The 14,814-nt window shown below is 61.4% G+C and carries 15 protein-coding genes; 10 read left to right on the top strand and 5 right to left on the bottom strand.

From position 1 onward, the window contains the following. Positions 1 to 49 precede the first annotated feature (49 nt). Positions 50 to 580: a TRAP transporter small permease gene (locus NWQ23_RS09090; protein ID WP_306165972.1), complete on the top strand. Its 531-nt coding sequence runs from the start codon at positions 50 to 52 to the stop codon at positions 578 to 580. Further along, on the top strand, positions 577 to 1,908 hold the full coding sequence (locus NWQ23_RS09085; protein ID WP_306165971.1) for a TRAP transporter large permease: 1,332 nt from the start codon (positions 577 to 579) through the stop codon (positions 1,906 to 1,908). The genes NWQ23_RS09090 and NWQ23_RS09085 overlap by 4 nt, the downstream gene beginning before the upstream one ends. A 4-nt stretch (positions 1,909 to 1,912) precedes the next feature. Here the strand turns inward: NWQ23_RS09085 and NWQ23_RS09080 are convergent, their stop codons facing one another. The 3 genes from NWQ23_RS09080 to NWQ23_RS09070 are packed head-to-tail and all read right to left on the bottom strand — an operon-like array spanning position 1,913 to position 4,965. Next, complete coding sequence (locus tag NWQ23_RS09080) at positions 1,913 to 3,700, bottom strand: feruloyl-CoA synthase (RefSeq protein WP_306165970.1); 1,788 nt, start codon at positions 3,698 to 3,700, stop codon at positions 1,913 to 1,915. A gap of 16 nt (positions 3,701 to 3,716) precedes the next feature. After that, positions 3,717 to 4,484, bottom strand: coding sequence for an SDR family NAD(P)-dependent oxidoreductase (locus tag NWQ23_RS09075; RefSeq protein WP_306165968.1), 768 nt, complete (start codon positions 4,482 to 4,484; stop codon positions 3,717 to 3,719). A 1-nt stretch (position 4,485) separates the two neighbouring features. Next, positions 4,486 to 4,965, bottom strand: a complete 480-nt coding sequence (locus tag NWQ23_RS09070; protein WP_306165967.1) for a MarR family winged helix-turn-helix transcriptional regulator — start codon at positions 4,963 to 4,965, stop codon at positions 4,486 to 4,488. 90 nt (positions 4,966 to 5,055) lie between these two features. Between NWQ23_RS09070 and NWQ23_RS09065 the strand changes: the two genes are divergently transcribed. After that, positions 5,056 to 5,520, top strand: a complete 465-nt coding sequence (locus NWQ23_RS09065; RefSeq protein ID WP_306165966.1) for a DUF3237 domain-containing protein — start codon at positions 5,056 to 5,058, stop codon at positions 5,518 to 5,520. An 88-nt stretch (positions 5,521 to 5,608) separates the two neighbouring features. Here the strand turns inward: NWQ23_RS09065 and NWQ23_RS09060 are convergent, their stop codons facing one another. Then, positions 5,609 to 6,949: an ATP-binding protein gene (locus tag NWQ23_RS09060; protein WP_306165965.1), complete on the bottom strand. Its 1,341-nt coding sequence runs from the start codon at positions 6,947 to 6,949 to the stop codon at positions 5,609 to 5,611. Continuing rightward, complete coding sequence (locus NWQ23_RS09055) at positions 6,946 to 7,605, bottom strand: response regulator transcription factor (protein WP_306165964.1); 660 nt, start codon at positions 7,603 to 7,605, stop codon at positions 6,946 to 6,948. Before NWQ23_RS09055 ends, NWQ23_RS09060 begins: the two co-directional genes overlap by 4 nt. 144 nt (positions 7,606 to 7,749) lie before the next feature. Between NWQ23_RS09055 and NWQ23_RS09050 the strand changes: the two genes are divergently transcribed. The 7 genes from NWQ23_RS09050 (at position 7,750) to NWQ23_RS09020 (ending at position 14,754) form a co-directional block, all read left to right on the top strand. Continuing rightward, positions 7,750 to 8,067: a PepSY domain-containing protein gene (locus NWQ23_RS09050; RefSeq protein ID WP_306165963.1), complete on the top strand. Its 318-nt coding sequence runs from the start codon at positions 7,750 to 7,752 to the stop codon at positions 8,065 to 8,067. Next, positions 8,039 to 8,689 carry a cytochrome b/b6 domain-containing protein gene (locus tag NWQ23_RS09045; RefSeq protein ID WP_306165962.1) on the top strand — a complete coding sequence of 217 codons (651 nt, stop codon included), beginning with the start codon at positions 8,039 to 8,041 and terminating at the stop codon, positions 8,687 to 8,689. Before NWQ23_RS09050 ends, NWQ23_RS09045 begins: the two co-directional genes overlap by 29 nt. 134 nt (positions 8,690 to 8,823) lie before the next feature. Next, complete coding sequence (locus NWQ23_RS09040; protein WP_306165961.1) at positions 8,824 to 9,198, top strand: hypothetical protein; 375 nt, start codon at positions 8,824 to 8,826, stop codon at positions 9,196 to 9,198. 44 nt (positions 9,199 to 9,242) lie between these two features. Beyond that, complete coding sequence (locus NWQ23_RS09035) at positions 9,243 to 9,713, top strand: DUF2271 domain-containing protein (RefSeq protein WP_306165960.1); 471 nt, start codon at positions 9,243 to 9,245, stop codon at positions 9,711 to 9,713. Positions 9,714 to 9,725: 12 nt separating this feature from the next. Then, positions 9,726 to 11,933, top strand: coding sequence for a PepSY domain-containing protein (locus tag NWQ23_RS09030; protein WP_306165959.1), 2,208 nt, complete (start codon positions 9,726 to 9,728; stop codon positions 11,931 to 11,933). Beyond that, positions 11,914 to 12,900, top strand: a complete 987-nt coding sequence (locus NWQ23_RS09025; RefSeq protein ID WP_306165958.1) for an FAD:protein FMN transferase — start codon at positions 11,914 to 11,916, stop codon at positions 12,898 to 12,900. Before NWQ23_RS09030 ends, NWQ23_RS09025 begins: the two co-directional genes overlap by 20 nt. A 6-nt stretch (positions 12,901 to 12,906) precedes the next feature. After that, positions 12,907 to 14,754 (top strand): heavy metal translocating P-type ATPase, encoded by a 1,848-nt coding sequence (locus NWQ23_RS09020; RefSeq protein ID WP_306165956.1) that lies wholly within the window; start codon positions 12,907 to 12,909, stop codon positions 14,752 to 14,754. Positions 14,755 to 14,814 lie beyond the last annotated feature (60 nt).

Below are 14,814 nucleotides of genomic sequence, written 5' to 3'. Positions count from 1 at the left end.
GCGAGGCGCCCGGATCTTTACGCTTTGTTTAGATGCACTGGGGATAGCGATGTATGAGATGCTCTCACGGTCTGCGGGGGCCGTCGCGCGCATGTTGGCGCTTGCGGGCGGACTATTGCTCGTGGTGATCGTTGTCCTGACATGCGTCTCGATCATGGGCAGGGCCTTGTTTTCTGCAGGCATCTGCTGTGGACCGATCCGCGGCATCTATGATTACACGGAAATCGCCGTGGGCGCCGCGATCTTTGCCTTCTTGCCCTGGTGCCAATACCTGACAGCCCATGCCGCTGTCGATTTGTTTAAACCCGCTTTGCCCGATCTCGTGAACCGCCTGCTGAACCTCGTTATTGATGCGGCGATGCTGGTCTTGGCGTCCCTGATCGCGCACCGGCTCTGGCTTGGCATGTTGGATAAACAGCGCTTTGGCGAAACAACCCTGATCGCTCAAGTCCCGGTCTGGATCGGCTATGCCGCCTGTCTGGTCGGTGCAGTCGGTTTTGTGCTGGTCGCCGCCTTTTGTGTGCTGCGCTCGGTCCGGAGCCTGATCTGGCAAGAGCCGGTCGTGGAGCACCAGACATGAGTGATCTGGCCCTTGCACTTTGGTCATTCCCGGTTCTTTTGCTGCTTGTTTTTCTGCGCGTCCCGATCGCTCTGGCGATGATGAGCGTAGGCATTGGCGGGGCCTATCTGGTCTATGGCACAGCACTGCCTGTCCTGAACGCCTTCAAGAATGTCACCTATGGGACTTTCTCCAATTATTCGTTCTCGATCATTCCGCTGTTTCTGCTCATGGGGCAATTCGCGACCCTTTCGGGGATGTCTGCCTCGTTGTTCCGTGCCGCAGAAAGTTTTCTGGGCCATCGCCGCGGTGGCGTGGCGATGTCGGCGATTGGGGCCTGCGCCGGATTTGGCGCGATCTGCGGGAGTTCCTTGGCGACGGCGGCCACAATGGGGCAGGTGGCCTTGCCCGAATTGCGCCGCTACGGCTATCCCGGGTCGCTTGCGACCGGGACCTTGGCGGCGGGTGGGACATTGGGCATCTTGATCCCGCCTTCGGTCATCCTTGTAATCTACGCCATTCTGGCCGAGCAGAACATTGAAAAACTGTTTGTGGCTGCGCTGATCCCGGGGATTTTGGCCGCGCTTGGATATATCCTTGCGATTTCGATCTGGGTGCGGGTGTCCCCGAATGCCGCGATGGTCAAGGACCGTGTGCCATGGGCAGAGCGCTTTGTCGCCTTGGCCAAGGTCTGGCCGGTTCTGACGATCTTTGTGGTTGTGGTGGGCGGTATCTATATCGGTGTCTTTACACCCACAGAGGCGGCGGCTGTCGGTGCCGCAGGTACAGGGCTGATCAGCATTCTTTCGGGGCAGATGACTTGGGCGCGCCTCAGGCAAGCGATCCTTGCGACCGCCAGCGCCTCGGCCATGATCTATCTGATTATTTTGGGCGCGGGGTTCTACAACAGCTTTCTGGCCCTCAGCCAGTTGCCCCAGACTGCCGCCGCATGGGTTGGCGATGCGGGCCTTTCGCCGTGGGTCGTACTGGCGATTGTCTTGTTCATGTATCTGGTCTTCGGTTGCGTGATGGACAGTCTGTCTATGGTGCTTTTGACGGTGCCGATCATCTATCCGATCATGATCGTTCTGGATTTCGGCATGTCACCGCAGGACTTTGGCCTCTGGTTCGGTATTCTGGTGCTGATCGTGGTCGAGGTGGGATTAATTACGCCGCCCGTGGGGATGAACCTCTTCATCATCAACGGGATGGCCAAGGACACGCCGATCAAGGAAACCTACAAGGGTGCCTTGCCCTTCGTGGTCACCGACCTGATCCGCGTCGTCATCTTGGCGTCCTTTCCTGCCATCACGCTCTGGCTGGTCTGGTTTATCGACGGTTTTGGCTAGGCAATCAGACCGCGATGACCGCGGGGTCGTCGCTATAAAGCTGTGCAAGGGTGTCGGCACGTTGAGCCCGCAGCGCGCGCTGGTTCAGGGACCCTTTCTCGGTCACTTCACCCTTGTCGAAACTGGGGGCCTCCTCCAGCACAATGATCCGCCGCACGCGGCTGGCAGAGCCTGTCGCGGCCTTTGCCGCGGCGGCCAGCTTTTCTGAAAGTGCTGCGCGCAAATCGGTCTGGGGCATTTTCTGGGCTTCTTGTGATAGCAGGACCATCGCACCCAGTTCCGCTTCGTCTTCGCCGGTGATCACCGCATCGCGGATCAGCCCGTCCATAGCATCGACCAGACCCGCACGCACTGCGCCGACCGCAACCCATGTGCCGGTCGAGAGCTTGAAATTCTCGGCGATCCGCCCGTCAAAGAAGAAACCCTTGGTAAAGTCATCAGGGTCCGCAGGGCGCAACGCGTCGCCCATGCAGTAATAGCCATCCGCGTCGAAGGCCTTGGCGGTTTGCTCAGGGTCGCCGTAGTAGCCGGGAAAGATGGTTGGCCCCTTGATCCGTGCCTCCAACTTGCCCCCGTTCGGCACCAGCTTGAGCGCAAGTCCCAAAGAAGGCACACCCACATTGCCGGACTTTTCTTGCGGTTCGGTGCAGGCCAAGGCGAAGGGCGCGGTTTCTGTGGCACCCAGTCCAGTGGCCAGCAGCACCTCGTGGCCCGTCGCGGCACGCCCTGCGGCGCGCAGCCTGTCCCATGTGCGCTGCGCCATTCCGGCGCCCGCATAAAACATCATGCCCAATTTATTGAAAAAGGTCGCTGCCAGTGCGGGGTCCGCCTCGAGCTGCTCGACCAGCAAATCGTAACCCATCGGCACGTTGAAATACCACGTACAGGAAATGTCGCGCAGATTGCGCAGGGTCTCGTCGAATTTGCCCGGCACGGGACGGCCATCGTCGATGTAATAGCTACCGCCGTTTGTCATAACGAGGTAAAAGACCTTGTTGCCTGCAGCGGTGTGGTTCCACGGGCCCCAATCCAGCACGACGGGCGGTTGTTTGGTCAAGAACCTGTAGCAATCGCGCACGATCGCCTGCATCGCGCAGATCATCCGGTTGGTGTTGATCACAGCCTTCGGAGAGCCTGTAGAGCCTGACGTAAACAGGTATTTGACCACGGACTCTGGCGTCAGTCTGGCCCGCGCGGCAGCGGCAGGGGCGGGATCGGTCGCAAGCAGGTCCGCAAAGGGGACCGCACCACTGATCGGGTTGGTGAGGTTGATAACCGCGGTGCCATGACTGCTGATTGCCGCAATCGCATTGGCGAATTTGCCCCCGTCATCGGCGAAAATGGCACCGGGTTTCAGCAACGCCGCAATATCGCGCAGCTTGGCATGGTCGGTCGAAACCAGCGAATAGGCGGGGGACAGCGGCGCATAAGGGACGCCGACATAGGCGCAGGCCATCCCCAGGAGCGCGTGTTCAAGGCTGTTTTCCGACAGGATCAGCAAAGGACGTTCTGGGCCCAGCCCCATACCCAGCAAGGCCGCACCAATCGCGCGGGCCTGCATCCGCCCTTGGCCGTAGCTGATATGCTGCCAGTCCCCACCATCCTTGCGGCGGGCGATCCATGTGGCCTCGGGCGTCGCATCGGCCCATTTGTCCATGTAGTCGGCCAGCAATGGAGGATAGTCCGGCAGTACGCCGTCCTGGCGCATGACGAGCGATCCATCATCGCGCTGGTCGTAAAGGAATGTCGGGTTCCAGAAATCGCCCGAAGTGGCTGCGGTGTCTTGGGTCATGATCTTGGGCTCTGTTTTAGCGGGGTGCCATGCGAATAGCGCCATCCAAGCGGATGACTTCGCCGTTCAGCATCGGGTTGCGGGTGATGTGATCGACCATTTCGCCGTATTCGGCCGGATCGCCCAGTCGTGACGGGAAAGGGACCTGCGCGCCCAACGAAGCCTGCACCTCGGGGGGGAGTTCATGGAGCAGCGGCGTCAGAAACAGACCGGGCGCGATGGTGCAAACACGAATGCCCTTGTCGGCCAGATCACGGGCCATAGGCAGGGTCATCCCCACAATCCCGCCTTTACTTGCCGCATAGGCCAGCTGCCCGATTTGCCCGTCATAGGCCGCGACCGAAGCTGTGTTGATAATCACCCCGCGTGCGCCGTCCGCATCAACGGGATCGGCGGCCACCATGCCTGCGGCGGCTTGACTGGCGCAGTTGAAACTGCCCAGCAGATTGACGCGGATCACCCGTTCAAAAAGCGCTGGATCATGGGGTGCGCCGCGCGACACGGTCTTGGCCGCGCCGCCAATGCCAGCGCAGTTGACCAGAATGCGCGTCGGACCATGGGCCGCTGCGGCTGTTGCAATGCCCGCTGCCACCGATTGCGGGTCCGCGACATCGACCTTGGCAAAGGCGCCGCCGATGCTTTGGGCATGCGCCTGTCCCGCGTCGGCGTTCAGATCAAAAACCGTGACTTTCAGTCCGCTTTGGGCCAGCCGCGCCGCAGTGGCGGCCCCGAGCCCCGATGCAGCCCCTGTGACGATTGCGCCGTACCCCGCCCAATCTTGCATTCTAGCTTTCCCTATCGGTCAGGCGGATTTTCATCAGCAATTGCATGAGCGTGTCTTTTTCGGATGTGGAAAGGTCAGCCAGAAGCCGGTCCTCATGGGCCTGAACCGTGACCAGTGTTGCACCATAGGCCGCGATCCCCGCCTTCGTGGGGACCAGAGCCTGCACGCGGCGATCACCGGGCACAAGTGTGCGGCTCAGGAACTTCCGGGCTTCCAGATCGTCAATGATGGCCACAAGGCCCGAGCGTTCAATGCCCAGCATCCGTGCAAGATCGCTCTGGCTGATATTTGGGTGGGCCACCACAAGCGAAAGCGCCGAGAACGTGCGCGGTGAAAGCCCGCCTTCGCCCAAGGCGGCGCGGAAATCTTTCTGGATCGCAACATAGGCCCGTTTCATGTTGTAGCCGACCAAAGTTTCAAGGTCAGAGACAACATCTGTCATTTCAAATTCGAGGCTTTTTGTAACTGTGCGGGGTGCCATGACCATGTTCCTTATTCTATCGACAGGTGTACTGTGTATTGTTAATCAGGTAAACAGTTTTGCATTGATGGCACATAAAGGATGATTGCGATGGTTCTTCCCGTCCCCAAGCTTGAACTGGTCACGGATCTGACCGTCGCACTGGACCCGATCCGCGCTATGGGGCAGGGCAGAGCCGGAGAGCGTAGGATCATACCGATTGTGGGCGGAACCATGTCTGGCCCGAAGTTGCAGGGTAAAATCTTGGCAGTAGGTGCCGATTGGCAAACCGTTTTTGCCGATGGGCTGGCCGAGTTGGATACCCGTTATGCATTGGAAACCCATGACGGTGCCACGATCGAAATCATCAACTACGGCTATCGGCATGGCCCCAAAGCGGTGATCGAGGCGATTGCCCGCGGCGAAGAAGTGTCACCCGACAGCTATTACATGCGCACACATGCGCGTTTGGAGACAGGCGATGACCGCTATGCTTGGGTCAATCGCACGCTTTTTGTCGGTGTCGGAGCGCGCAAAGAGCAAACGGTTCTCATGCGGCTTTATGCGTTGATGTAGCGCGGCCATTTCTGTCGCAGATGCGTCCTGAGCCAGGGACCATACCGGCTTTGGACAGTACTTTTGCCTGTCCTGTTCCAGCGTCCTGTCAGCTATCCGACACCGATAGGGGAATCTGGACCACTGCTTCGAAACCGTCTGCATGGCCCAAGCGCGGAGAGCGCAGGATCAGGCGGCTGCCTATCCGTTCCGCTATGGCCGCGACGATGGCTAGGCCAAGTCCGCTGCCACTTGTCTCGGCTCCGGCCCTTTCGAAGCGGGCGGTCAGGCTGGCAAGGGTCGCTTCGGGGATGACAGGACCCGCGTTCGCGACACGGAATGTGCCGTCTTGTGATAGACTTACGGCGACAGGTTCTGTTTCTGACCCGTGCCGCACTGCATTTTCGACAAGGTTGCGACACAGGATGCCAAAGGCGTCAGGGTCCAGATCCGACATCACGGGTTTATCCGGCAACGCCAAAGTGATCCTTTCAGCCGTCGTTGTCCGCGCCATTTCCGTGATGACCAGATCCGCAATGCCGCGCAAATCCGAAGCCTGATCCAGCCGCAGGCGGCCACCTTCGGCGCGGGCCAGTTGCATCAGGCGTTCGGAAAGGCGGGTCAACCGTTTGAGCGTGGCCTCGATGTCGGCGGCGCGCGCTTTGGCGGCAGGTTCTTTGGTCTCTGACTGAAGCCGCTGCGCCTGCGCGATGGCGCCTGCAAGGGGCGTGCGCAATTCATGGGCGGCGTTGGCCGCAAAGCTGCGTTCAGCGTCGAATGCCCCCTTGAGGCGGCTAAGAAGCCCATTCAGCGCTGCGGTCACGGGGGCGAATTCCAGCGCAATATCAGTGTCCGGAACTGGCGACAGGTCGCCTGCGTCGCGCGCGCCCAGTCTTTCGCGAAACCGGCGCACCGAGGCAAAGCTTGCCCGCACCACCAGCGCGATGGCAAGCAAGGCCAGCGGGATCACGATCAGCAGTGGCAGGCCAAGACCCATCTGGATTTCGCGTGCCACCGCTGTGCGGTGGTCAAGCGGTTCGGCCACAGTGATGCGAATGCTGCCCTGCAACGCATCGTCATTGTAAAGCCGATGGGTTGCGGTCTGTCGGAAACCTGCCCCGTCATAGGGGGGGAACACCTCTGGATCGGCGTCATGTGACTTGAGCAGGATGCGCCCGCGCGCATCGCTGACGATATAGGTAAAGAACTCTGTATGTTCGCGGACCGCGCCAAGGCGTTGGGTGACGCCGTCATCGTCACGATTGACAATCTCTTGGACCGCAAGAGGAAGCAGGCGCTGCGCGGTTTCCTGCAACGCGGAATCAAAAACCTCGTCCATTTCATGTCGCAGGTTGACACCCGTGACCGACGCGGTGCCGACCCAAAGGCATGTCAGCACAAAACCCAGCGACAGCCCCAGACGGGCCTGAAGGCTACGCGCCAGCCTCATGGCGCGCCCAATCGGTAGCCCATCCCGCGCTCTGTCAGCACAACATCAGCGCCCAGTTTCTTGCGCAGGCGGCTGATGTGGACTTCGATCGTGTTGCTGTCGATTTCGACCCCGAAGGCATAGAGTTTGTCCTCAAGCTGCGCCTTTGACAAAAGCTGACCGGGGCGGGACAGGAACGCCTCGAACAAGGCCCATTCGCGTGCGGTCAGTTGCACGGGCTTGCCATCCCGGAAGATGCTGCGAGACGCAAGATCGACCTCAAGCGCGCCATGGGTGATGATCGGGTTCGGATTGCCAGAGTAGCGCCGCGCCACCGATCCGATCCGGGCAGAGAGTTCCGAAAGGTCGAAGGGTTTGACAAGATAATCATCCGCGCCAGCATTCAGCCCCTCGATCCGGTCCGAAATCTGGTCAAGGGCGGTCAGGATAATCACTGCGGTGACATCGCCCCTTTGCCGCAGTCCCTTCAGAAAGCCGATCCCACGGCCATCGGGCAGCATGAGGTCAAGCAAGACCAGATCATAGGCGGCAACGGCCATCGCCTCGGCTGCCGCATCAAGGCGCGTCACCCAGTCCACCGACTGGCCGTCGGCCACGATCTGGTCGCGCACCGCAGCGCCTAGAACAGTATCATCCTCGATCAGCAGGACACGCATCGCGGTTTGGCTCCTTTGTCAGGTGATCCTTCTTTACCAGCCAAGCTTACGCAAAGCTGACGTGCATCAGCCCCCGCGCTTCAGGAACCTGTCAGGTGGAACGGGCAAGGTTTGCAAATAGGATCGCAGCCCGGAGTGTGCCGTATGAAGAAGATACTGACAATGCTGGCTTTGATATGCGTGCTGCCGACGGCTGCCGCGCTTGCCGATGACAACCATTGCTTTGTACCGATGGCCGATTGGCAACCGCGTGAAGCGGTCGCGCAGTTGATTGCCGACAATGGCTGGACCGTGACCCGGATCAAGATTGATGACGGATGCTATAAAATCCATGGCCGCGACGCTGCGGGCCGCTGGATCGAGGTCATGCTGCATCCCCAGACCTTGGCGGTGATTGAATTTGAATACGAGCATGAGCAAGAGGATCAAGACGATGAAGACGACCACGACAGCCGGAGATAAAGGCGCTGCAACGCTGCGTGTCTGGGACCCGATGATCCGCATTTTTCACTGGTCGCTGGTTGTCGCATTTGCCGTGGCCTATTTGACCGCCGAGGAACTGGATACGGTCCATGAGGTTGCAGGCTATGTGGTGGCAGGACTGGTCGCCTTTCGGCTGGTCTGGGGGCTCGTGGGCGGAAAATACGCGCGCTTTCGCCAATTCTTGACCGGCCCGTCAAAGGCACTGGCCTATGTCAGCGACATGGTGCGCGGGACGGAACGCCGGTATCTTGGCCACAACCCCGCAGGAGCCGCGATGATCGTGGCTTTGCTTTTGGCGCTTTCGGGCACCGCCTTTACCGGATGGCTCTTGGAAGACACCAGCCGCGTCGCGATGCTGCCCCAGATGCCGCAGATCGTGTCGCCCGCATTTGCGGACGAGGATGGCGTGGCGGAAACCCTTCGCGAAGGCGATGGTGGGGCGATCAAAGACGTGCATGAGGTGCTTGCCAACCTGATGCTTTTCTTGATTGCGGTGCATGTGGGCGGCGTCATTCTTGCCTCTGTGCGCCATCATGAAAACCTCGCAAGGGCGATGGTCACGGGCGACAAGCGCGCAGCCGGACCGGACGATGTCGTCTGAATGGCATCCGGTCCAAGACCTTACCCCCGGTGGTTTCACCTGAACGCAAGCTGAAGCAGAAAGTGGTGCTGCGTCAGGAAGCGCTCAGGTGCGCGCACCATATTCGTCTCAGCAGACAAAAAGGAGTTCCTGCCATGAAAAAGACCCTCACCGTTCTTGCCGCGACGACATCGCTGGTCGCTGTCCTTGGCCTTCCGGCATGGAGTGCGATGCGCAATGCAGATGAGACGATTGGCCAGTCCTATGCGGCGGCCTTTGATACGGCCCGCAGCGCTGTCCCGCTGGTTCTTGTGAGCGACGATGATGATGACGACGACGGATATCGGACGGGCGCGCGTTATGAGGATGACGATTGCGACGACGATGATGATGACGACGACGATCATGATGACGACGATGACGATGATTGCATCGGGACGGCACAGAACGCAGCCCCGTCAGGCACTGTCGCACCGCCGCAAAACGGTCTTTTCGGCAGCGGCGCGCAGCCGACGGTCAAGATGAACTGAGGCTCACCCCTCGCAGTCAAATTCCTTAACTGAGGTACGCACAGATGAAATCACTTCTTGCAACACTTGCGCTGACGACCGCGCTGACCATGCCAGGACTTGCAATGGCACGTCCCGTCACTCTCACAACCACGTTGAACAGCTATGGCGGCGATGGCGCTTATCTTGCCTTCTATGTCACTGACACCGCGGGTGACTATGTCGGCAGTCTGTGGATGGCTGGTGGAAAGTCGAAGTATTACAAGCACCTGACCGATTGGGATCGTGCAACCGGCGGCAGTACGGCTGAAATCAATGGCATCACCGGGGCCAGCGTCGGGTCGGGCCGGACGCTCGAGATCACGCTTGATCTGGCCGACGCCCTGTTTGATGCAGGCTACACGCTGCACATCGATGCGGCGGTCGAAGACATGCGTGACAGTCCAAACGAGGTGGCGGTGCCGCTGACGACGGCGGGTGCCGGCACGCCGGTCAATGGGCGTCGCTATGTCGCCAACTTTACCTACGACATGTAAGGAGCGACGGCCATGATCCGCAGTCTGCACCGTTGGCCGGGTCTTCTGGCTGCCGTTCTCCTTGTTGTTGTGACGCTCAGCGGTGCAGCCTTGTCTGTCTTTCCGGCGGCAGAGCGTCTTTCAGCCCCGCAGGCAGAAGCCGGGCTGAGTGTTGCAGTGCTCGCAGCGCGCATCCAGTCGGTCTATCCCGGTGTCGAACAGATCAAGCAATCGCCATCGGGAAAGATCACGGCCTACTGGTTTGTCGATGGCACGCCAGGGTCGGCTGTGATTGATCCTGCGACGGGCGAAGGGGTGGGTTCTGCCGATCCAAACCCGGTCGAGCGATGGCTGACCAATCTGCACAGGTCGCTTTTTCTGGGCGACGGCGGTCGGATCGCCATGGCGGTGGGTGCTGCAGCAATGCTTGTTCTTGCGGTATCGGGCGCTTTGCTTGTCGCGCGTCGGGCCGGTGGCTGGCGGCGCTGGTTCGCGCCGTTGCGCGGCCCGCTGTCCGGCCGTCTGCATGTCGAGATCGCGCGGGTCGCGGTCGTGGGACTTGCCTTGTCGGCTATGACGGCGCTGTGGATGTCTGCGGTCACCTTCGAACTTTTGCCCGTGACTGAATCGATGCCCGCCTTTCCGGCCGACGTGAGTGGCGAGACAGGGGTGGCGGTCGGCACGATCGAACCGTTGTTACAGACCCCGGTCGAGGACCTGCGCGCGCTGAATTTCCCTTATCCCGGCGATGCGACGGACGTTTTTACGCTCAAGACCGATCAGGGCACCGGATATCTGGATCAAGGGACCGGCGCGGTCTTGGATTGGGCCGATCTGGCGGGTTCGGAGCGTCTGTTTGAAACGATCTACATGCTGCATACGGGGCAGGGCGCTGCCCTGTTGGGGCTGGTTCTGGGGTTCATGGCACTGGGCGTGCCGGTCCTGGGTGTCACCGGAACGCTGGTGTGGCTGGCCGGACGCCGTGGCAGGCCCCGGATACCCGGCAATCAAGCGGCGGCGCGCGCGGATACCATCCTCCTTGTCGGAAGCGAGGGCGGCAGCACCTGGGGTTTTGCTGCGACGCTCCACAAGGCGCTGAGCGCGCGCGGGCATAGTGTGCATGTTGCGCCAATGACGGGTTTCGATCCGGCCCGCTTTGCCAAGGCGCAGCAGTTCGTCGTACTTGCAGCGACCTACGGTGATGGCGATGCGCCGTCCTCTGCCACTGGGTTTCTGGAACGCATCGCGGCGCTCAAGTCCGCGCCGGATGCGCCCCTAGCGGTGCTGGGCTTCGGTGACCGCAGCTATCCCGACTATTGCGGTTTTGCGCAACAGGTCGAGACAGCGGCCAAAGCCAAAGGGTGGCGGATGCTTTTGCCTTTCGACACAATCGACCGCCAGTCGCCGCAGGATTTCGCGCGCTGGGGGCGCTTGCTTGGTCAGGTCCTTGGCTTTGATCTGGAACTGACCCATGAGCCGGTGCTGCCAAAGGTCGAAACGCTGACCTTGGTGTCGCGTCGGGACTATGGGGCTGAAATGCAGGCCCCGACAGCCATCCTGCGGTTTGCGCTGCCGAAGGTGACAGTCTGGCAGCGGTTGACGGGGCAGGGGTTTGCCCGGTTCGCGGCGGGCGATCTGCTGGGGATTGTGCCCAAGGGCTCTGCGATCCCGCGCCTTTATTCGCTGGCCTCGGATCGGCGCGACGGCTTTGTCGAGATTGTCGTAAAGCGCCAGCCAAGCGGATTGTGCTCGGCGCAACTGACCCAGCTTGCGCCGGGCGATACCGCGACCGGCTTTGTGCGGCCAAACCCCGGGTTCAAACCGGGCAAAGGCCGCGCGCCGCTGATCCTGATCGGGGCCGGTACAGGGATCGGCCCTTTGGCGGGGTTCATTCGCAGCAACAAAAGACAAAGGGCGATCCATCTTTTCTTCGGGATGCGCCATCCGCAAAATGACTTTCTGTATGGTGAAGACCTCGCAGCTTGGCAGCAAGATGGCCAATTGACCAAGCTGGACACAGCCATCTCGCGCGGTAACAAACCGAACTACGTGCAGGACGCCTTGCGCGCCGAGCACGCAGAAATCACCCGCCTGATCCGCAACGGCGCGCGCGTGATGGTCTGCGGCGGGCGTGGCATGGCCAGCGGGGTCGCAGAGGCGTTCACGGATATTCTGGCCCCCATGGGGCTGACCACTCTCAAGCTCAAGACAGAAGGAAGGTATGTCGAAGATGTCTACTGATCCGACACGTTTTGCCTTGAACGGCCCCACGATGGGCACCCGCTGGTCGGCGATCTTTCACAGCGCACCTCATTTCGATACAGCCCCTCTGCACGCGGCACTGCAGGCGGCGGCGGACGAGGTTGACGGGCAAATGTCGACGTGGAAACCGCTCAGCGATCTGATGCGCCTGAACGCCGCCCCTGTTGGCGCGTGGCAGGCCGTTCCCATGCCTCTGTTGGAGGTGATCGCGCTGGGCTGCAAAATCGGTGAGGCGTCGCATGGGGCCTTTGATATCGGCATGGGAGACGCGGTCACCGCATGGGGCTTCGGGCCTGACGCCGCTGACCCCGCGCAGATCAGTCGTGCCATCGCTGGACCGCCGGTGCCGATTTCGACACGCTTGACGCTTGATGTGGCGGGCGGGCGTCTGCGAAAGACTGCCCCTGTCACACTGGACCTCAACGGGATCGCCAAGGGCTACGGCGTTGATCTGCTTGCCGATACGCTGACGGCTTTTGGAATTGCCGCCGGTTTGGTCGGCATCGACGGCGAAATGCGTGCGCTGGGCTTGCGGCCTGATGGCAGCCCATGGACCATCGCGGTAGAAGCGCCGGACCCCGACCGCCGTGCGCCACATTCGGTGCTTGCACTGCATGATGCGGCTGTGGCGACTTCGGGCGATTATCGTCACTGGGTCACTGTAGGGGGGCGCCGCCTATCGCATACGATGGATCCGCAGCGGGGTGCGCCGCTTTTATCATCGCCCGCGTCGGTGACGGTCGTCGCAAGAACCTGTGCCGAAGCAGACGCTTGGGCCACTGCACTGATGGTCTTGGGCGCAGATGCCGGCGCGACACTGGCAGACCAGCACGGACTTCAGGTGCTTTTCATGATACGCGATGATGCGGGAACGCTGCGCAGCATGGGGGTCGGGCCGTTGTTTTCATCTGAGCAGACCAAAAGCACCACTGCTATGAAAGTGTGAACAGACATGGAGCATGCTGGCACGGATCGTCTGAAAAAAGCGCTCTTGCTGCTTTCCGTCGGCGGCCTTCTGGGCGGGCTGGCGCTTTATCTGGCGGGCAGGGCTGATCTGGCCAGTACGGTCTGGTTTGTCGGTGTAACGCCGGTTTTGGCGGCCCTTGTGGTCGAGATTTTGCGCAGTCTGCGGCAGGGCGAAGTGGGTCTTGATATTGTGGCGGCACTGTCGATGACGGCCGCCCTCGCCTTTGGCGAAACGCTGGCGGCTGCGGTTGTGGCGGTCATGTATTCCGGTGGCACCTTTCTGGAAAGCTTTGCCGAAGGCCGCGCAAGACGCGAGATGCACGACCTGTTGTCGCGTGTGCCGCGCACCGCCACCCGGCACAAGAACGGCGGACTGGAAGATGTCCCGCTGGACGAAATCGCACCGGGGGACCGGCTGCTGATCCGCCAAGGGGATGTGGTCCCGGTGGATGGTACAATCGCATCTGACGCGGCGTTTCTCGATACCGCGGCCCTGACGGGTGAATCCCTGCCTGCGCGCCTGTCCCAAGGGGCAGAGGCGATGAGCGGATCCACCAATGCGGGCGCCCCTTTTGACCTGACCGCAACGCGGCTTGCGGCAGAAAGCACCTATGCGGGCATCGTCCGGCTGGTCGAAGAAGCACAGCACTCCAAAGCGCCGATGGCGCGCTTGGCGGATCGCTGGTCCTTGGGTTTTCTGTTGGTCACCGTCACGATCGCTTTTGCGGCGTGGTGGTTCACCGGCGATCCGATCCGCGCCGTGGCGGTGCTGGTCGTTGCGACGCCTTGTCCGCTGATCCTTGCGGTGCCTGTCGCGCTGGTGGCCGGTCTGTCGCGGGCGGCGCATTTTGGTGTGCTGGTCAAAGGCGCAGGCCCGCTCGAAGCGATGGCGCGGATCCGGACGCTGATCCTCGACAAGACCGGCACGCTGACAGACGGACGTCCGCAGATCGTGTCGATCGAGACTTTGGGGGACATCACCGAGACTGAGCTTCTGCGCCTTGCCGCAGCACTGGATCAGGCGTCAAAGCATCCGGTGGCGCAAGCCGTCGTTGCCGCAGCAAAGCAGCGCGACCTTGTCTTGCCGGTGCCGACCGAGGTTGAAGAAATCCCCGGCGAAGGGGTTTTGGGGCGCGTCGAAGGACAGGCGGTCATCGTTGGCGGTAACGGGTTTGTCGCAGAGCGGTCCGGGCTAGGGGCGAACGCGCAACCGGCACTTTCGGCAGGTGCTGTCATGGTCGCTGTCGCGGTTGACGGGCAGATGGTGGGGCATCTTGTCATGGCGGACCCACTGCGCGAAGGAACCCGCGAGATGCTGGCCGGCCTGCGCCGCGAAGGGATCAGCCGTATTCTGCTGGCCACCGGCGACCGTCCCGATGTGGCAGAGCGCGTCACCGAAGGTCTTGGGCTTGACGGTCTGCGCGCTGGGCTGACGCCGGACCAAAAAGTCCTGCTGGTGCTGAGCGAGCGCAAGAATGGCCCGGTGATGATGGTCGGTGACGGGGTGAATGACGCGCCGGCCCTTGCCGCCGCCGATGTGGGCGTGGCCATGGGTGCGCGCGGTGCAGCGGCCTCTGCCGAGGCGGCGGATGTGGTCTTGCTGGTGGACAGGGTCGACCGCTTGGGTCCCGGGATCGAGATCGCGCGCCGCGCCCGCCGGATCGCGGTTGAAAGTGTGATCGCGGGCATCGGCCTGTCGGTTGCCGGCATGATTGCGGCGGCCTTTGGCTATCTGACACCCGTGCAGGGCGCCTTGCTGCAAGAGGTGATCGACGTGGCTGTCATTCTCAATGCACTGCGGGCTTTGCGGATCATGCCGCATGGCACCAGCTAAGACCAAAGCACTCTTGTCAAAACCGCAAGGCTCTTGCGACGGCTGGCTCGCGTCCTTGCA

It is taken from the genome of Yoonia sp., from assembly GCF_030731595.1.
Lineage (GTDB): Bacteria > Pseudomonadota > Alphaproteobacteria > Rhodobacterales > Rhodobacteraceae > Yoonia.
This window is presented reverse-complemented; position numbering and strand designations above follow the sequence as displayed.